This is a genomic window from Owenweeksia hongkongensis DSM 17368 (genome assembly GCF_000236705.1).
Taxonomy (GTDB): domain Bacteria; phylum Bacteroidota; class Bacteroidia; order Flavobacteriales; family Schleiferiaceae; genus Owenweeksia; species Owenweeksia hongkongensis.
In genome coordinates this window covers 2,173,607-2,193,003 of sequence record NC_016599.1, presented here as the reverse complement: position 1 = coordinate 2,193,003, position 19,397 = coordinate 2,173,607, and the positions used below count along the sequence as shown (strand labels likewise).

At 39.8% G+C, this 19,397-nt stretch carries 17 protein-coding genes; 11 read left to right on the top strand and 6 right to left on the bottom strand.

Translation table 11 applies throughout. From position 1 onward, the window contains the following. Positions 1 to 68: 68 nt before the first annotated feature. Positions 69 to 1,304, bottom strand: coding sequence for a metallophosphoesterase (locus OWEHO_RS09835; RefSeq protein WP_014202328.1), 1,236 nt, complete (start codon positions 1,302 to 1,304; stop codon positions 69 to 71). 119 nt (positions 1,305 to 1,423) lie between these two features. Here OWEHO_RS09835 and polA point away from each other — a divergent pair, with 119 nt between their 5' ends. Beyond that, positions 1,424 to 4,207, top strand: a complete 2,784-nt coding sequence (polA, locus tag OWEHO_RS09830) for a DNA polymerase I (protein ID WP_014202327.1) — start codon at positions 1,424 to 1,426, stop codon at positions 4,205 to 4,207. Here the strand turns inward: polA and OWEHO_RS09825 are convergent. Genes OWEHO_RS09825 through OWEHO_RS09815 form a run of 3 tightly spaced genes read right to left on the bottom strand, consistent with a single transcriptional unit; the run spans position 4,204 to position 7,426 of the window. Further along, complete coding sequence (locus tag OWEHO_RS09825; RefSeq protein ID WP_014202326.1) at positions 4,204 to 4,668, bottom strand: hypothetical protein; 465 nt, start codon at positions 4,666 to 4,668, stop codon at positions 4,204 to 4,206. The genes polA and OWEHO_RS09825 overlap by 4 nt on opposite strands. Further along, a complete protein-coding gene (locus OWEHO_RS09820) occupies positions 4,668 to 5,366 on the bottom strand; it encodes a peptidase associated/transthyretin-like domain-containing protein (protein WP_014202325.1) in 699 nt (232 codons plus the stop codon). Before OWEHO_RS09820 ends, OWEHO_RS09825 begins: the two co-directional genes overlap by 1 nt. Beyond that, the gene (locus OWEHO_RS09815) at positions 5,363 to 7,426 is read right to left on the bottom strand and encodes a M43 family zinc metalloprotease (RefSeq protein WP_014202324.1); all 2,064 of its coding nucleotides are present in this window, start codon (positions 7,424 to 7,426) and stop codon (positions 5,363 to 5,365) included. The genes OWEHO_RS09820 and OWEHO_RS09815 overlap by 4 nt, the downstream gene beginning before the upstream one ends. A gap of 283 nt (positions 7,427 to 7,709) precedes the next feature. On the opposite strand from OWEHO_RS09815, the gene rplM reads away from it, so the two are divergent. From rplM to OWEHO_RS09780, 7 genes are all read left to right on the top strand, one after another. Next, a complete protein-coding gene (gene rplM, locus OWEHO_RS09810) occupies positions 7,710 to 8,168 on the top strand; it encodes a 50S ribosomal protein L13 (RefSeq protein ID WP_014202323.1) in 459 nt (152 codons plus the stop codon). A gap of 5 nt (positions 8,169 to 8,173) precedes the next feature. Further along, positions 8,174 to 8,560, top strand: coding sequence for a 30S ribosomal protein S9 (gene rpsI, locus OWEHO_RS09805; protein WP_014202322.1), 387 nt, complete (start codon positions 8,174 to 8,176; stop codon positions 8,558 to 8,560). A gap of 107 nt (positions 8,561 to 8,667) precedes the next feature. Next, complete coding sequence (gene rpsB / locus OWEHO_RS09800; protein ID WP_014202321.1) at positions 8,668 to 9,450, top strand: 30S ribosomal protein S2; 783 nt, start codon at positions 8,668 to 8,670, stop codon at positions 9,448 to 9,450. A 104-nt stretch (positions 9,451 to 9,554) separates the two neighbouring features. Beyond that, a complete protein-coding gene (tsf, locus tag OWEHO_RS09795; RefSeq protein ID WP_014202320.1) occupies positions 9,555 to 10,379 on the top strand; it encodes a translation elongation factor Ts in 825 nt (274 codons plus the stop codon). 168 nt (positions 10,380 to 10,547) lie between these two features. Beyond that, entirely contained in the window at positions 10,548 to 12,869 is a 2,322-nt protein-coding gene (locus OWEHO_RS09790) for a TonB-dependent receptor (protein ID WP_014202319.1), read from the top strand. Between the two features lie 6 nt (positions 12,870 to 12,875). Further along, entirely contained in the window at positions 12,876 to 13,664 is a 789-nt protein-coding gene (locus OWEHO_RS09785) for a DUF4249 domain-containing protein (protein WP_014202318.1), read from the top strand. Positions 13,665 to 13,822: 158 nt separating this feature from the next. Then, positions 13,823 to 15,547 carry a Na/Pi cotransporter family protein gene (locus OWEHO_RS09780; protein WP_014202317.1) on the top strand — a complete coding sequence of 575 codons (1,725 nt, stop codon included), beginning with the start codon at positions 13,823 to 13,825 and terminating at the stop codon, positions 15,545 to 15,547. Here the strand turns inward: OWEHO_RS09780 and OWEHO_RS09775 are convergent. Beyond that, the gene (locus tag OWEHO_RS09775; protein WP_014202316.1) at positions 15,531 to 16,052 is read right to left on the bottom strand and encodes a hypothetical protein; all 522 of its coding nucleotides are present in this window, start codon (positions 16,050 to 16,052) and stop codon (positions 15,531 to 15,533) included. The genes OWEHO_RS09780 and OWEHO_RS09775 overlap by 17 nt on opposite strands. 32 nt (positions 16,053 to 16,084) lie before the next feature. Between OWEHO_RS09775 and OWEHO_RS09770 the strand changes: the two genes are divergently transcribed. Beyond that, complete coding sequence (locus tag OWEHO_RS09770; protein ID WP_014202315.1) at positions 16,085 to 17,077, top strand: LuxE/PaaK family acyltransferase; 993 nt, start codon at positions 16,085 to 16,087, stop codon at positions 17,075 to 17,077. 6 nt (positions 17,078 to 17,083) lie between these two features. Continuing rightward, positions 17,084 to 17,833: a hypothetical protein gene (locus tag OWEHO_RS09765; RefSeq protein ID WP_014202314.1), complete on the top strand. Its 750-nt coding sequence runs from the start codon at positions 17,084 to 17,086 to the stop codon at positions 17,831 to 17,833. Positions 17,834 to 17,867: 34 nt separating this feature from the next. On the opposite strand, the gene OWEHO_RS09760 is transcribed toward OWEHO_RS09765, so the two are convergent. Then, the gene (locus OWEHO_RS09760) at positions 17,868 to 18,074 is read right to left on the bottom strand and encodes a helix-turn-helix transcriptional regulator (RefSeq protein WP_014202313.1); all 207 of its coding nucleotides are present in this window, start codon (positions 18,072 to 18,074) and stop codon (positions 17,868 to 17,870) included. Between the two features lie 238 nt (positions 18,075 to 18,312). Between OWEHO_RS09760 and OWEHO_RS09755 the strand changes: the two genes are divergently transcribed. Next, a complete protein-coding gene (locus tag OWEHO_RS09755) occupies positions 18,313 to 19,395 on the top strand; it encodes a T9SS type A sorting domain-containing protein (protein WP_014202312.1) in 1,083 nt (360 codons plus the stop codon). Positions 19,396 to 19,397 lie beyond the last annotated feature (2 nt).

Genomic DNA, 19,397 nt, shown 5'->3' with positions numbered 1-19,397 from the left:
TAACGCTATTTCAGGACGTGACAGAAGCAAATTAAAAAATGTCCATCCAGACTGGATGGGCATTTTTTTTATCCTTTCTTTAGCGTAAGCACCGTTATCTCCGGCCATATTCCCACTCTTCCCGGGAAAGCTAGAAAACCAAAGCCACGATTCACATAAAGATAGCGTCCTAAATCCTCGTATAAACCAGCCCATTTCGGGTAGCGATATTTTACAGGGCTCCACTTTATAAACCCTGGAATTTCAATGCCAAACTGCATTCCGTGGGTATGCCCGCTTAGGGTGAGATGGATTTTTTGAGCGAAATTTTTCACTTCATAGTCAAAATGAGAAGGATCATGAGACATCAGTATTTTGAAGGAGTCATGCGCCAATCCTGAAACAGCCTTTTTCAAATCACCGTGTTGCACGAAGCCGTTTCCCCAGTTTTCTACCCCCACCAAGTCAATGGTGGAGTTTCCTTTTTTAAGCTGTACGTTTTCATTACGTAAAAGCCCAAAACCTATGCGCTCATGCACTTGGTAAAGCTTCTCCATGTTTTCTTGTTTGACAGCATCAGAAGGCCAGTTTACATAATCGCCATAATCATGGTTGCCCAAAATGGAGTACTTACCCATGGGTGCTTTTAGTTGAGAAAAAACATCTATCCATGGTTCCATTTCTTCAGCTCTATTGTTTACCAAATCACCGGTAAAGAGGATAAGATCTGATTGCTGCTCATTGATAAGATCAATACCGTACTGTATTTTTTCAGGATTGTCAAAACTCCCAGAGTGCACGTCTGAAATCTGAGTGATAGTGAGTCCATCAAACTCTTCGGGTAAGTCATCAAATGTCAAAGTCTTGTTGATCACGCGATAGCGATATCGACCAATAAGCACTCCGTGAATAATTCCGATAAAAGGAATGGCCGAAAGCACCAGTGCCGTTTGGCTTACAAATTTTCTTCTATCGGGAAGAAACTCGTCAGGCTTCTCTTTTGCAAATAATTTTAAAGTTCCTTCACCTACTCTCCAAATATCTTCGCTAAGCATTACTGTAAGTATAATGAGCTTGGGCACGATGGATAAAATCATGAGAGCCATCAAAAATGAAAAGCTGGTTTGAGGTGGGGTGTCGCGGCTAAACGTTAAGAAGGCATAAACCACACCTATCATTACGGCCACCGAAAATATCCAGTAGGCCATTCTGAAAAAGGAGCTTGCTCTAAAAGTAGTTTTGAAAGCCTGATAGGCGTAAAGATCAATAAGGACCAGAACCGCCAAAAAGATGGCGATGCGGATGAATAATGTGATTGAATTCATGAAAAATGTAAATGCAAAATTCTAATAATCAATGTGTGAAGTGGGTCAGCAAATATCCTTTTTAATAGGGAAGGCTGTCTCTGATGATAAACCTTATTTTTACGGAAATTTAGATTCAAATGTCCGAAAACCCCAAGAAACTATTCCTGCTAGATGCCTATGCCTTAATATTCAGAGCCTATTTTGCTTTTATAAGCAATCCTAGAGTTACCTCAAAAGGACTGGATACTTCGGCTATTTTTGGTTTCATCACCACACTTCTTGAGGTGCTTGAAAAGCAGAAACCGAGCCACATTGCGGTAATTTATGATTATCCCGGGCCAACCTTTAGGCATGAAAAGTTTGAAGCCTATAAAGCCCAGCGTGATGAAACACCCGAAGGGATAAAATTGGCAGTGCCTTATATCCAAAAGTTGATGGAAGCTTTTCGCATTCCTTTTTTGGGTGTAGAAGGATTTGAAGCGGATGATGTGATTGGAACTTTGGCCAAGCAAGCGGAGAAAGAGGGTTTTGAAGTGTTCATGATGACACCTGATAAAGATTTTGGGCAGTTGGTTTCTGAGAATATAAAAATGTATCGCCCAGCTCGTGCAGGCAATGGTGCCGAGATATGGGGAGTGGAAGAAATCAAAGCGAAATTTGATATTGATGATGTAGACCAGGTCGTGGATTACTTGGGCATGATGGGTGATTCGGCTGATAATATTCCTGGATTCCCTGGGGTGGGACCAAAAACGGCTTCTAAACTTTTGAAGCAATATGGCAGCATGGAAAATATGCTGGAGCATGCTGATGAAATCAAAGGGAAACTCGGTGAGAAAATCCGCGATAATGCAGAGCAAGGAATAATGTCAAAAATGCTGGCGCGTATTATTTGTGATGTGCCTATTCAGTTTGATGCTGAGGTTTATATTAAAGAGGATCCCGATACCGAGAAAATCAGCGAGATTTTTCAAGAACTTGAGTTTAGAACTTTATTAAAAAGGGTGACGGGTGAAGTAGTTCCAAAGGCAGCGGCAGCACCTTCAGCAGCTCCCGATGGACAAACGGATTTGTTTGGAGCGGTAGAGGAGATGGTAGAAGCAGCGCCTTCCGGTGAATATCAAACGATTGAAAATTCGGATCATTTATACCAATTGGTGGAGCATCCGCGTGAGCGAAAAATGCTGCTTGAAAACTTGATGAAACAGCCTTCGGTTTGTTTTGATACAGAAACGACTTCACTGGAAACAGCAGAAGCTGATTTGGTAGGAGTGGCATTTAGCTACACTCCTGGCATCGCCTATTATGTGGCCGTTCCTGAAGGGCAAGGAACTGAAATTATGGCTGAGTTCAAGCCTTTTTTTGAAAGAGAAGATGTTGAGATTATTGGTCAAAATTTGAAGTATGATATTTCTATTCTAAAGAATTTTGGGGTAGAGGTAAGAGGAAGGCTCTTTGACACCATGCTGGCTCATTATCTTATAAATGCGGATATGCGTCACAATATGGATGTGTTGGCCGAAACTTATTTGCATTATAAGCCGGTGAGCATTGAGACCCTTATCGGAAAGAAGGGGAAGAAGCAGGGCAACATGCGTGATGTAGACCCAAAATTGGTAAAGGAATATGCTGGCGAGGATGCGGATATTACATTTCGCCTGAAGCAAATATTTGAGCCTAAGCTTAAAGAAGGAAACGCCACTAAAGTATTTGATGAAATAGAGTTGCCATTGGTGCCAGTGCTTTCGGATATGGAGCTACAAGGCGTGAATTTAGATACTGAAGCACTTTCAAAGCTTTCAAAAAAACTTGAGGAAGACATTGCTGAGCTCAGCAAAGAAATAATTGAGCTAGCAGGTGAAGAGTTTAATATAGCCTCGCCAAAACAGCTTGGCGAAATACTTTTTGGTAAGCTAAAATTGCTTGAAAAACCCAAGAAAACAAAGAGCGGACAGTATGCTACTTCTGAAGATATATTGAGCGATTTGGCCAAGGAACATCGTATTGCTGAAGCTATTTTGGATTATCGCCAGATGGTAAAATTGAAATCTACCTATGTGGATGCTTTGCCAGAAATGGTGAATTCGAAAACGAAAAGGATACACACTTCATATAATCAGGCCGTAGCTGCTACAGGTCGTTTGAGTTCGGTAAATCCGAACCTTCAAAACATTCCAATCAGAACTGAGCGTGGAAGAGAAGTTAGAAAAGCTTTTATCCCCCGCGATGAAAATCACTTGATGTTGGCTGCAGATTATTCTCAAATAGAATTGCGACTGATTGCCGAGCTAAGTGGTGATAAAAATATGATGGATGCCTTTTTGAATGAAGAAGATATTCATACAGCTACGGCTGCCAAAGTTTTTGGTGTAAACCTGGATGAGGTAACCCGTGAGCAGAGGAGCAATGCTAAAACTGTAAATTTCGGGATTATCTATGGGGTGAGCGCTTTTGGCCTTAGCCAGCAAACCACACTGAGTCGTGGTGAGGCAGGTGATATTATCAAATCATATTTTCAAACCTATCCGGGAATTCAGGATTATATAGAAAGCCAAAAGGAGTTTGCTCGTAAAAATGGTTTTGTGGAAACATTGCTGGGAAGGAGAAGGTATCTAAAGGACATTAATTCTAGAAATGCGGTGGTACGAAGCCATGCAGAGAGAAATGCTGTGAATGCGCCTATTCAAGGTACGGCTGCTGATATCATTAAGCTAGCCATGATTAAAATATATGACGACCTAAAACCATTTGATACCAAAATGGTGCTTCAGGTGCATGATGAATTGGTTTTTGACGCACCAGCTGGTGAGATCGAAACTTTAAAGCCAATCATTAAATCTGCAATGGAAAATGCGGTAGACCTGAAGGTGCCGCTAACGGTAGAATTTGGGCATGGTAAAAACTGGCTTGAGGCGCATTAGCGTACTATAGGCAGAGTAAGTATCTTATTTTGTCTAACGGTTACTCTTCCGGTATTTGGGTCTACAAGCAAGATCTCTATCTCTGCAGTTGAAGATTCTGCATCACACTCTGCTGGAGCTCCACGCAGGCTGAATGATCTTCTGGGGTTACTCGTGAAATCGGTGTCTTCTACTTGAACTACTTGAATCTCTCCATCCCAGTTTTCTTCTAAACTTTGAATAAAAGCTTCATCCAAGCGGCCGGTAAAGAGTGTTTTGCATAAGGTATCACCAAGACCGTTGGTAATTACATCAAGTCTTGTACTGTCCACGGTCATGTCCAGCCTGTTTACAAATTCACCACTTGTGTAAAATTCACTTTGTTTAAAATTTGTTCCACTTAAGTCATCATCCAGAATGTCTTTTTTAAGGCAAGCCGATAGGCAAAGTCCAGTGATAAGTATGTATAGTATCTTTTGCATCAGTCTAGTGCTATAGTTAGTCCCACTCCGTAACCACCGTATCTGTTTGGCATAAAACCAACTTGGTCTACTTTGAAAGGATTTTTATCTTTTTCCAGTTCAGGCTTTGGATTTTGCTTTAGCCATTGAATTCCTTTATATAAAAAATAACTACTAACAGCTAGTGCAGCATACTCTACAAATTGTGCGTAGTAATAATTTCGATACTTGTCTTGTGCCTGATTGAACTCGGCTTCTTTTTCCGCAATATCTACACCGGCATATTTGTATTCTAGGTATTTGGCATCAGCTTCATCGTTTAGCTGCTTTCCTTTGAAGTAAGTGAAAATGAGAGCCCCGGCACTTATGGCGGTTGCCGTTACGGGCAATGCTACATGTACGTTTCGCTTCTTTACGTAAGCTTTCGTTTCTTCTAAATAACTAATGTAATTTTCGTTATTCTCAAATCGATAAAAGAAGCTTAAGATTTCACCTGCTTTGATTTCTATAACGGTATCTAAAACGGCCTTATTGGGACACCAAGCTTGTACAAAGTACTTTCCAGGTTTTAATTTAGCTGAGTTTCCAAACTCCATCAACTCACCGTCAATGGTTACAGCTTCAGCTGGAGGGGTGAGGTATAGTCGAAGAGTTCCTTCATTTTGAGCAAAAGCCAAAAGGCTAGTACTCAAAATAAGTGCGGTTAGTATTTTTTTCATTCAATAATGAGCTTTTGACTGTAAGTGTCCTCTCCATCAGTAAAGGACAACACATAAATTCCAGAGGCCAAATTAAGGTTTTCGATATTAAATAAAGAAGTGTTTTTATCAATAGTATAGTCACTTACCTGCTTACCATATAAATCATAGATCACGAGGTTGAGATCAGATTGTGGCTGCTGACTAAGGCTTACGCTAAAGTTTCCATTTGTAGGGTTAGGAAATACAGAAAGACTTTGATTAAGTGGTACTTCAGCTAGACTGATGTTGCTGGCAGTTACGTTTATGTTATCCAGATAGAAATTATTTCCACCACCCGATCTAAAAGCAAATTTAATTAGGATGGGACCTTCGCTCTCATACTTGTCAAGTGATATTGAAAAATTATCCCACTCTGAACTTGAAGGAACAAAGCCGCTAGTACTGTTATTTGCTGCCGTGGCAAGCTGTGCCGCTCCAATTATTCTTAAGGTGCCCCAAGTATTTCCGCAATCTGTAGATACGTAAATTATGAATAGGTCATTATTCAGTGTAACCTTTTTGGTGTAAGCATAGTCAAAGCTTAGTGTAAGGTTTTGACCAAAAATGGTCTGGATACTTGGGGAAATAAATTCGTCTATATCCTGATTAGTCTCAGCTTGAAAATTGTTGAGAAAAAGTGATTGCGAGCTATTATTTCCAGCTTTATTAGTAAGTCTATAAGTGGTAGAATCAATTCCCGAAATGATAGAAACCTCAGGCTTACTTAAAGAAGCGGCTTCAAAATTTTCGCTCCATTGAGCTAGGTTAGAAAATTGAGGTTTTACAGAAACAACTTGAACCTTGGCAGAGGTAGAAGTACCTGCTGCATTGGCTGTGGTAAGTGTTACATCATAAGCACCGGCTGTGGGGTAATATATTATAGGGTTTGGGTCTGTTGAGGTATTAGGTACACCTCCAGGGAAAGACCATGCATAGGTATCAGGGTCTCCATCTTCCGTTTGGTCGAAAAATTGAACGGTGTCACCAGGGCAAATTACCGAATTATCAATTTCAAATTCGGTTGTTGTTAAGCAGGCGGGAGGGTTTATAACACCCGTAGCAAGCATATTGCTGGCAGAAACTAATTGAGATCTATACTGTGATGAGGACAGCGTAGAGCGCATTGCATTTTTTTGAAGAGACGTAAAAGTATTTTGGCAAACTCCATCTGAATAATCCATAAAATTCTCAATCATATCCGGATAGTCAGGTGAATCGTTGTTGCAACTATTTTTATTAAGGTTGCAACCATAACTAGCGGATGCTACAGGGGGAGTGTCAGATATTCCATCTCCTTGATTACATCCACTTTGGAAGGTGTGGAGTAAGCCAAGATAGTGCCCCACTTCATGTGTAAGAGTTCTGCCGTCATATGCTGCGGTTCCTATTACTCCAAGTGCATCATTGCGAATTACGATCCCATCGGTTGATGCAGGCATCCAAGGGAAGTTAGCAAACCCCAAAATTATACCCGTAGTACTGCTGCTGCTCACAATGCTTTGAACCACCCAAATATTTAGATATTTATCAGGATCCCATTGCACAATAGTTTTTACTCGGTCTCTTGGGTTGGCATCTACAGATAGTGGTGTTGAAATACGATTGATTCCATCGGTACAATTACCGTTATCATCAATTTTAGCAAGAACAAACTCTATTTCCGCATCTGCTTGACGCGATTGAAAAATGGCTCTAATATTAGATGCATCAGGATTTTGAAGGTTGAAATCTTCATTTAGAATTCGTAATCCGTCAAGGATTTGAGCCTTGGATATATTGTCTTCTGGTGAGTCATATAGTATATGAAAGACTACAGGTATGGTTACAACGGCTTGTGTTTTTTTGCGGGAAAGCTCTGCATTTTGATCGGCTAGTTGAAAAAACTCTTGCCTTCTTTGTTCAAAAACACTTTCTAATTCTGGATTTTGATCGATGACTTCTGCAACGTATTCATCTGTACCACAGTGATGTTTTACCTGCTGAGCGTTTACATTCAATCCAAATACAATAACAGCAAGTAATACGAGACACTTTTTCATAAATAGGAATTTTAAAGGGAGCGCAAAATTAGTGATTTTCAATTAAATGACTTTTTTGCAGGTATGACGTTACACTGTTGCTAGGGTTTAATGACTTTGTTAGTATTGCAAAAAAAAACATCACTCCGTAAGACGTTTGCAATAAGCTTGCCAGCGACTCAGCTTAGTTATCAACATTTTAAGTTAAATAAGTTTGGTCAATTGTGAATTTTAGTTGTAAGTTTGCAGCCCCTTTTTAGAGGGGGAGATAAAACGATCGTAACAGGTTAAAAATAAAACAGTTGTGAATACAATAAGTTATAAAACTGTATCTGCAAACAAACAAACCGTTGATAAGAAATGGGTGTTGGTTGATGCAGAAGGGGAAGTTCTAGGAAGATTGGCTTCAAAAGTTGCTTATATTCTTAGAGGTAAAAACAAAGCGAATTTTACGCCTCATGCTGATTGTGGTGATAATGTTATCATTATCAACGCAGGCAAGGTAGCGCTTAGTGGAAACAAGGTGCAGGAAAAAGAATACGTTCGTCACACTGGTTATCCAGGTGGACAACGTTTTAGCACTCCTCAGGAGTTGCTAAAAAAGCAGCCAAACAAAATTGTGGAAAATGCCGTTCGTGGTATGCTTCCAAAAAATAAGCTTGGTCGCGATTTGTTCCGCAATCTAAAAGTGTATGAAACTGCTCAGCACAATCAAGAAGCTCAGCAGCCTACCACTATCGATCTTAACACTATTATCAAATAAATAAGATGGCAGTAACTCACACCATTGGTAGAAGAAAAACTTCTATCGCTCGCGTTTTCTTGAAGGAAGGTAGTGGAGAAATCACTATCAACAAGAAAAACTTCAAAGATTACTTTGATACGGCTACACTTCACTACAAATTGGAGCAGGCATTCGATCTTACTGAAACTAAAGGTCAGTACGATGTAACTGTAAATGTAGAAGGTGGCGGTATTACAGGTCAGGCAGAGGCTATCCGTTTGGGTATCTCTAGAGCACTGGTAGAAATCAACCCTGATTTCAAAGCAATGCTTAAACCTGATGGCCTAATGACTCGTGACCCACGCATGGTGGAACGTAAGAAATTTGGTCAGAAGAAAGCGCGTAAGAAATTTCAATTTAGCAAGCGTTAATATTTTTATAAATCGTTTAGTATCCAAATTCGTGGGGCACACTTCCTTAAGCTTGGTTTAAGAATGACCACCCTCGGATTGAGTTAGAGAACGTAAACACAATTAAAATGGCAGACAACAATATCAAAGAAATGCTGGATGCAGGTGTTCACTTTGGACACCTTACCCGCAAGTGGAATCCAAGCATGGCTCCTTATATTTTTATGGAGCGCAATGGTATTCACATCATCGATCTTTACAAAACTGAAGCAAAATTAGAGCAAGCTTGTGAAGCTATGGCTAAGATTGCTGCAAGTGGCCGTAAGATTATGTATGTGGCTACAAAAAAGCAGGCAAAAGACATTATTGCAAACAATGCAAATGATGTGAACATGCCTTACATTACTGAGCGCTGGCCTGGTGGAATGCTTACAAACTTTGTTACGATCCGTAAGGCTATCAAGAAAATGCAGTCAATCGATAAAATGAAAGAGGATGGAACTTTCCTTACCCTTTCTAAAAAAGAGAGACTACAAGTAGATCGCCAGCGCGAAAAATTGGAAAGACAATTAGGTTCTATTGCTGATATGACCCGTCTTCCAGCTGCTTTGTTCATCGTTGATATCAACAAAGAACACATTGCTGTTGCTGAAGCCAAAAACTTAGGAATACCTACTTTCGCTATCGTTGATACAAACTCAAACCCACATGCGGTAGATTTTGCTATCCCTGGTAATGATGATGCTACCCGCTCAATTGATGTGCTTGTAAGAAGAGTTACTGAAGCTATCAAAGGTGGATTGGCAGAAAGAAAAGCGGATAAAGAAAAAGCTTCAAAAGACAAGTTGAAGAAAGCCGCTAATAAAAAAGAAACTGCAGAAGTAGCTGAAGAAGGTACTTCTGAAGATTAAGCGATCTTAAATATTATTTCACAATAGGTTGATACAGGAGAAGGGATGAAAAGTGATTTTTATCCCTTCTTTAATTTACAAACACAAACGATAAATTTACAGCCATGGCTAATATCACAGCAGCAGACGTAAATAAACTAAGAAAACAAACCGGAGCCGGAATGATGGACTGCAAGAAAGCACTTCAAGAGGCAGAAGGTGATTTTGACAAAGCAGTAGATGTGCTTAGAAAGCAAGGACAAAAAGTAGCGGCAAAGCGTGCAGATCGCGAAGCTACTGAAGGTTGTGTGCTTGCAGGTGCTACCGCTGACAATAGCTTTGGTGCTGTTGTAAGCCTTAACTGCGAAACTGATTTTGTGGCAAAGAATGATAGCTTTATCGCTCTTACCCAAAAAATTCTTGACAAAGCTTTAGAAACTAAAGCGGCCAACACTGAGGCTCTTTTGAAAGAATCTATCGATGGTATGACTATCGAAGATAAACTTACTGAGCAAACAGGTGTGATTGGAGAAAAGCTAGAAATTGGTGGATACGAAGTATTGGAAGCTGCTTTTGTAGCTACTTATATTCACGCTGGTAACAAGCTTGCTGCAATAGTAGGAATGAACGAAGAAGCAGAAGAAGCTGGAAGAAACGTAGCTATGCAAGCTGCAGCAATGAACCCAGTATCATTAAGCCGCGATGGTGTTTCTCAAGAAATTATTGATAGAGAACTAGAAGTAGGAAAAGATCTAGCTCGCCAAGAAGGTAAGCCAGAAGCAATGCTTGATAAAATTGCTGAAGGTCGTTTGAACAAATTCTTCAAGGAAAGTACTCTACTTGAGCAAGATTATATCCGTGACGGAAAGTTGAGCATCACCAAGTATTTGGATTCTGTAAAGAAGGGCTTGACCGTTACTGACTTTAAAAGAGTTGGTTTAGGAGTATAAGCTTCAAAACAATTTGACATAAACCCCGTTACTCCACGAGTATCGGGGTTTTTTTGTGCCGAAAATTAAATTTTAACTTTCGTTAACTGTTTATAAGGCACTTCGTTATAAGTTTGCCAACCCTATATTCTGTGCAATCCCGCAATGGATTATATAAATGTTCAAAAGATGACTAAAAAATTATGTTTGATGTTATTGTGTTTGGCCACAATGACTCAATATGCTTATGCGCAAAACTACACCCTAAAAGGGCGGGTAAAAGATGCCGCAAATGGTGAGGACCTTATTGGTGCTGCTGTGGTGGTTGAAGGAGTTTCTGGAAAAGGCGCTACAACCAATACGTATGGTTTTTACTCTCTTACACTTGCAAAAGGAACTTATCAAATTAGTATCCAATACATAGGTTATCAATCGGTGATAAAGGAAGTGGTTTTGGATAAAGATGTGAGTCTGGATATAGAGTTAAGGGAAGAAACAGAAAGCTTGGAGGAGGTAGTTGTAAGTGCGGAGGCAGCTAATGCTAACGTGACTAAAACGGAGATGAGCGTTGCCAAAATTTCTCCTAAAGATGTAGAAACGGTGCCCGTTCTTTTTGGTGAAAAAGACATCATAAAAATGGTGCAATTACTTCCTGGAGTAAAAACTTCTGGTGAAGGTGGGAGTGGGTTTTCGGTAAGGGGTGGAGGTCTAGATCAAAACTTGATACTGCTCGATGAAGCCCCCGTTTACAATGCCTCACATCTTTTGGGATTCTTTTCGGTTTTTAATTCTGATGCGATAAAGGATGTAACCCTTTATAAAGGAGGAATGCCAGCAGAATATGGTGGTCGAGCATCCTCGGTGATGGACGTAATTATGAAGGATGGTAACGCCAAAAGGTTTGGTGCTTCTGGAGGCATTGGACTTATTTCTTCTAAGCTTACGCTTGAAGCTCCAATAGTAAAAGATAAAGGGTCATTTATTGTTAGTGGGAGACGCACTTATGCCGATTTGTTTTTGAAGTTATCCAGTAATGAGGATTTGAAAAATACTACACTTTACTTTTATGATCTAAACCTTAAAGCTAATTATCAAATTACGGATAGGGATAGAATCTATGTGAGCGGATATTTTGGTAGAGATAACTTTGGCTTTGATGATGAGTTTGGCTTTAGCTGGGGAAATGCTACAGGAACTTTGCGCTGGAATCATATTTTTAATGATCGCCTTTTTGGAAATACGTCACTCATTTATAGCGACTACGACTATGCTTTTGATATTGGTGCAGACGAAGAAAAGTTTACCCTTGAATCTGGAATTAAGGACTGGAATCTGAAGCAGGACTTCTCTTATTTTTTAAATTCAAATAACACTATCAAATTTGGCGCTAATGTGATTCGTCACAATTTTGTGCCGGGTAAAATAAGTACTGGATCTGAAAGCAGTTTTGCAGCTGAAGATATTGATGAGCAGTATGCAGTGGAAGGCGCACTTTATGTACAGAATGAGCAAAAGGTGGGACTTAGGTGGAGTTTTACATATGGTTTGCGATACAGCTTATTTGATTACATGGGAGCCGGAGAGGCTTACGAAATTGATGATGATGGGGTAGTAACTTCTACACAAGCCTATGGGAACTGGGAGTCGATACAGTTTTACAATGGGCTGGAACCCCGCGCTTCCGCTAAATACCTTTTGAACGAGAAGAGCTCACTCAAGGTGGCTTATAATCGAAATTATCAGTATATGCACTTGCTTTCTAATTCTACATCAGGCTCCCCAACGGATAGGTGGGTACCAAGTAGTAACAATGTGAAGCCACAGATTGCAGATCAAGTGGCCGCTGGGTATTTTAGAAATTTTAAAGATAATATGTTTGAGTTTTCAGCTGAAGTGTACTATAAAGAGATGCAAAACTTAATTGATTACCGTACTGGAGCAGACTTAGTTTTTAATAGTAGCGTGGAGACAGAGCTTGTTTACGGAAGTGGAAAGGCATATGGTTTAGAACTTTTATTGAAAAAAACCCAAGGAAAATTCACGGGCTGGCTCAGCTACACACTATCACGATCGCTTAGAGAATTTGATGACATTGATGATGGCAAGATATTTCCATCTCGACAAGATCGTATTCATGATCTATCGGTTACTGCAATTTATGCTTTTCACCCAAAGTGGACAGCTTCTGCCAATTTTGTGTTTTATACAGGAGATGCAGTTACCTTTCCTTCAGGAAAATACGAGTCAGCTGGTAGGCAGGTACCATATTACACCGAGAGAAATGGTTATCGATTTCCCAATTATCATCGCATGGACTTAGGCTTAACCTGGACCGTTAAGAAAACAGAAAAATTTGAAAGTAGCTGGAATTTCTCAGTGTACAATGCCTACGGAAGAGAAAATCCGTATATCATAAATTTTGAAGAAAATGAAGATACTGGACAGACAGAAGCTGTACAGTTTGCTCTTTTTAAAGCGATCCCATCAATCAGTTACAATTTTAGATTTTAAGATATTATGAAAAGGTTTTTAATACTTTCTGCCGTGGCACTCATATTGGCTTCTTGCGAAAAGGTTATAGATGTGGATCTCAACAGTTCCGACCCACAAATGGTTTTAGAAGCAAATCTTCCAGCAGGGGAGGATAGTTTGTGGATTTCCATTAGCCAAACAGCGGATTATTTTAGCAATGATCCAAATCCTGTAGTGGATGGCGCAGATATTGAATTCACTGATGGAGATGGAAACATAATGCAGGCTAGCCCAATGGGAAACGGTCGGTATTTAGTGATGGGAGTAAAATCGATGGTGAACAGAACCTACAGCATAAAAACAGACGTGCAAGGACAAATTACACAGGCAGAAAGTTATATGCCACCAACTGTCTTGCTTGATTCCATTACTTTTGAGTACTTCCCTCCAAATGATTTTTCAGATGCTTCATATAGTATCAATGTTGCCTTTCAAGATCCACCGGATACAATCAATTATTATCAAATTGTAGTGCGTGTTAATGGTCAGCCTGAAGGAGATATTACTGTTTTTAGTGATAAATTTAATCAGGGTACGTATCTGAATCTACCACTTTTTGGATATGAAATTGGGCAAGGTGATGTAGTAGAAGTGGAGCTTCAAAGTATAGATGCTGACGTGTATGAATATTTTGTTACCCTGGCATCAATAGTTAGTCAAACAGGCCCTCCTGGAATCGCCCCTGGAAATCCAACCACTAACTTAAAAGGTGATATTCAATTAGGATATTTTGGCACATATAGCCACAGCTCTATTTTGGATACCATTCAGTAGAATGATATGTCAATTTGATAATGTACTTACGCTCATAATGTATGCTAAGCACTTGGTCTTTAATGCTTGTTGCTATTCCAGCAAAGCGTTTACTTTTGCAGCCGCTAATGAATTGAGCATCGTAGGTTAACCTTAAGGGTTGAATAAATATAGTGACTATGGCATTCGGGATTTTTGACTTTTTATCGCTCATTGGAGCTCTAGGCCTCTTCATTTTTGGAATGAAGGTGATGAGTGATTCTATTCAAAAAGTAGCAGGCAATAAGCTTAGGGAGATTCTGGAAGCGATGACCTCCAATCGTCTGTTAGGCGTGCTTACTGGTGTGCTAATCACCACCATGGTGCAATCTTCATCAGCCACTACAGTTATGGTGGTAAGCTTTGTAAATGCAGGACTGCTTTCTCTCATCCAATCTATTGGAGTAATAATGGGAGCTAATGTGGGAACCACGGTCACAGGTTGGCTTATTTCACAGCTGGGCTTGGGTAAGTTTAGCATTGCCAGCATGTGTTTACCGATTATTGCTATTGGTTTCCCCATGATGTTTAGCTCTCGTGAAAAGCTTAAGCTTTGGGGCGAAGTGCTGCTTGGTTTTGCCATTTTGTTTCTGGGTCTTAATTTCATGAAAGAAGCAGTAGGCGGTCTCCAAAATGAAGAGTTGCTGAGCTTTGTAAAGAATGTTGACTACGCTGGTCAGCCATACATAAAACAGTTTTTTATAGTACTACTTTTTGTAGCTATTGGTACTGTGCTCACCATTGTGGTACAGTCGTCTAGTGCGGCCATGGCTCTTACTCTGGTAATGTGTAATGAGGGATGGATTTCCTTTCCATTGGCCGCAGCTATTATTTTGGGTGAGAACATTGGAACCACCATTACCGCCAATTTAGCGGCACTTATAGGAAATGTGCATGCTAAACGAGCAGCTCGGGCACACTTTGTGTTCAACGTGTTTGGCGTACTTTGGATGCTGGCCGTTTTTCCCTTTTTTGTAAATCTGATAGCCGGAGCCTCTGTTGATATTTTTGGAGCAGATCCCATGAAAACGGCAACAGGTATTCCTGCCGCGCTCGCTTTATTTCATACCTCATTTAATATTTTAAACCTATTAATACTGGTAGGTTTTGTTGGCTTTATAGCCAAAGTAGTAATCAAAATGGTACCTAGCCGCAGTGAGGATGACGAAGTATTTAGCCTCGATTATATAGGCAGTGGAATGATGGAAACGCCTGAGCTTTCTATTTTGGAAGCGCGGAAGGAGGTGGTGAAATTTGCGGATATCGTAAGGCGGGCCTTTAAATATGTGCCAAGGCTCGTTACCGAAATGGATGAGAAAAAGCTTAGGTATTATACCGATCAGTTGGAAAAGTATGAGGACATTACCGATAGGATGGAGCTGGAAATTTCAAGTTATCTGAGTAAAGCAGCCAAAGGTGAATTGAGTAGCAATGGTGGACATCAGGTAAGGAGTATGTTGAATATTGCGAACTACCTTGAACGCATAGGCGATATTTATTTAGAGATAAGCAGAAACCTTACTATGCGGAAAAAGAAGAAGGCATACTTTACCCAAGAGATGCGTGACAGAGTGGCTGAGATTGCCGCTTTGGTAAAGAAGTCTTTGGACCTGATGGTGGAAAACTTAGAGGCTTACGAGAGAGATATTGATTTTGCGAAGGCCGAAGAGTTGGAAAACGAAATTGATGAAACATACAAGCGCCTGCGTAAAGAGTATATTAAGAAAGTGGAATCAGGAAAATTCCAGGTAAGAAGTGGTGTTTACTATAGTGATTTGATTTCGGAGCTTGAGCGAATTGGTGACCACGTTCTTGGGGTGACTGAATCTTTGAAAAAAGACAACGAACTTATAGTGGAGGAATAAATATTCCTGGCGAAGTAGCTACATTACTCTTATTTCCCGCTCTATCTTTTAGAACTACCTCAAACTTTATGGTGTCTACATTGGCATTTGAAGGAAATCCTAAAAAGATAAAGGGAGCGTAAATATTACCTTCCAATATCTTATTTTGCCCTTCAGGGGTGATGTCTGGAAACCTTTGGTGGAAGTATAAACAACTGGTAGTGTCTACCGGAAATACTTCTTGGTAGCTGCCACCTACTTTTTCAAAGTAGCGAATAAATAAGTCGTAAGATTGTGAATTGCAAGTGTCGTAAGCATTTTGACTTCCGGAACCAATATCTCCGTCACCATCTGTGAACGCTAGGTTTAGCACAATTTCATCGATGGGGCCGTTTTCCGGCATAATTTCATAATCATCCCATTTAAGGTTAGGGGTGTCTGGAAATGCTTTGTCTTTTTTGCATCCCACGTAAGTGAGGGTAAGAAAAAGAGCGCAGAGTAGTATTTTTGGAAACTGTATTTTCATCGATTATATAAACGCAGCTATAGCATCAAACGTTGGTTAACAAGCAATATTTCAAAGATAGGGTTTTCGGTATACAGACAGAGGAGGAGTTTGAGCAATTAGCATTAGAGTTGTTTCGCTTTCAGGCTGAGAATAATACGGTGTACAAAGAGTATTTATCGTATTTAAAGTTACATGCATTCCAGATTGATCGTGTGTCGGAAATTCCTTTTTTGCCGATTTCTTTTTTTAAAACTCATCAGATAAAAACGGGTGTCTTTGATTCTGCTATTTCTTTCAGCAGTTCGGGTACTGGTGATGGAACTACCAGTAAACATGCTATTGCCGATCTTTCTGTTTATGAAAATAGTTTCAATACTGCTTTTGGGCAATTTTATGGAAATGCTAAAGATTGGTGCATTTTGGCACTATTGCCTTCCTATTTAGAGCGCCAAGGTTCTTCTTTGATCTATATGGCGGAGGCACTGATTCAGCAATCAGAAGATGCGGATAGTAATTTTTATCTCAATCAATGGGATGAGCTTTATGCTGTTTTGCAAAAGAAGAAAGGCGAGGGTAAAAAGACACTTTTGCTTGGGGTGAGTTTTGGACTTTTGGATTTTGTTGAACGTTACCAAATTTCATTTGATGATCTTACAGTTATGGAAACCGGAGGGATGAAAGGAAGGCGAAAGGAAATGATTCGAACGGATTTACACGCTATTTTGAAGCAAGGCTTTGGTGTAAAAAATATTCATTCGGAATATGGAATGACGGAGCTTTTGTCTCAAGGATATTCCAAAGGTGAGGGAAGATTTAACTGTCCACCATGGATGAAAATAATTACTCGACAAACAGATGACCCTTTTAGTGCAACTAGAAAAGGGAAAACGGGTGGAATCAATGTGATAGATTTGGCTAATATTGACAGCTGCGCTTTTATTGAAACTCAGGATTTGGGAAGAATTTATGAAGATGACAGTTTTGAGGTAATGGGGCGTTTTGATAATTCCGATATTCGGGGCTGTAACCTAATGGTAATTTGAAAATTTATGAAAAAACTAATTGCACTTGCTTTACTAGGATTGGCATTTACGGCCAAATCACAAATAATTGAAGAAACAGCCAAGGTTCTTTCAAAGCCAAGTGGCGAAGCACTTTTTAGCCTTGAGGCTGATGAAAAGGTATTTTCATTTGCACCAGAAGATGGCTGGTATAAAATCCGTAAGGAAGTGTATGTAGACCCAAAAAATGTGGTGGATGATAAGTACATCATTTCCGGGGCTGATTTCTTTACCAAAGAAAATGTGAAAATAGGAAGCACGTTGGCAGAGATAAAAATAAAAGAAGGTGTGAAGGTAGAGGCCTTTCGTGGCAATGACCGCTTTAGGGCAATTGTTGAAGGCTATCTGTTTAAAACAAAGTTTGTGGACGGAAGTGTACCCGAAGAAAGAATTTCTGAGCTTCTTGCCTTGAAAAACCGCAACGAGCAAGCCGCAGGTTTTAAGGAGTTATTCGAGACCTATAAGTTTGAAGAAAAGAAGTTTGAAGAGCTAGTAGTTCACGTTTATCGCGAGGAAAACAAAACCTTAAAAGAAGACAAGGATTTCCGTGTAATAATGATTTTTAGGGGAGAAACTAGCCCTTACGCTGTGATGACTAATGACCATGAGGTAACGGCACCTAAAATCAAGCAGACCTGGGAAGAGTATGACTTCAAGGTGATCTATTTTTACAAACCAACTTCTACGCAAGAGGAGTTAGTTCAGGATAAAATCTTGTATACGTTTATGGGTTTGTGAAAATATTAATGAAGCGCTCAGTTTATTTTTTCAATCAGAGGACATTGGATAGATCAATAAGCTCAATAGGCTTAACTCTAAAAACATGGGCTAAAAGAAACAATTGTTCAACCCTAAGCTTTTGCCGACCGCTTTCCATGCGGGCATAAGTAGGTTGAGAAACATTCAAAAAATCAGCTAGTACTTCCTGCGTCATTTCATTCTGTTCTCTCAAAGCTTTGATTTTTCCAGTTCTCACCATAACGTTAGTTGCATGAGGTACATAAAAGTATGTCTTCTCCTTGAAAAATAGGTAACTATAACTAGGTATGATGAATCGCTAGTTTTGGTGAGCTTCATTTTTAGGCTATTCACACATTGAGATTATTCAGATTTCGAATAAGCAAAAGCTTGGTAGCTATTTACCTTTATCTATTCACTTACATAACGTAATGAATACCTACAGAAAAATTGTTTAACATTTCAAAAAACCAAGCTTTATGGAAAAATTAGTTTATATACTACAACAGAGGTGTGCAGTATCGTGGATGCTATTAGTTTTCGCAGTGTTGCAAACGGAAGTGGCAATGGCACAATCATCCCTAGAGAATCTTTTTTATGAAAAGTATACAGTTCAGGAAGATGTATACTACTTATTGCCAGACTCCACCTCTCATAAAGATATGACAGAATGGGACTGGATAGACATGGAGCCACGGCATGAAATCCGAACACATGAAAAAGCAATAAGTCCAACTTGGCTGAAAACTGAAAGGATTGACATTGATAGTCTTAGCCCTATTGAAAGTTGGGAGAAGCCCATGGGGCATATCATTATTGATAATCTTGGGGCAAAAGTTTATTCACTCGAGGGAAACCTAATATCGGATCTACCCCATTCAGAGTTTTATCTTGCCAATGAAGATACCTTGATGGACGCTATCATAGAGGATGGCCTTTCGCCCATGCTTCCCTTTCCGCTATTTGAAGATTTGCCAATCGAAGAGCTACAAAATGGAGGATATGAGGTGAGTTATTCCAACCAAAGCTACACTATAAGTACTAGTGATGGGTCACACCAAATATTCATTGATCCTATAGAAAACCTGCGTGTTTATCAGAATTTTGATAATGTAGTTGACGAACCCTATTATAGTTTGGAGTCTTTTGTGACAACCACTCAAGGATATTTGAGGCTGGGGCTTTCAAAATCTAAAGTACGAAGACTTTCGAGAAAGGGAAAGTGCTTGGTAGAAGTCAGAACTGAATCTTACAGTGGCTATCAATTATTTTATGATGAGGCTATAATAACTGAGCAGGAGATTAACTTAGAGGATGATTTTGCAATGTTCCCCAATCCCGTGAGTAGCGTGCTTGAAATGACTTATAGCGGCACCGAGTTCGAAAACAGCGACATCAACTTTATTATACTGGATCAGTATGGTACAGAATACATTAACACTTCTATAAACCCAGCATCGGTGATGTACGTGGATGTCAATGCGTTGACCGCAGGGCTTTATATAGCCCGCTTTATTATGCCCGATGGTAACCAGTTTACCAAAAACCTTATTAAAAACTAAGC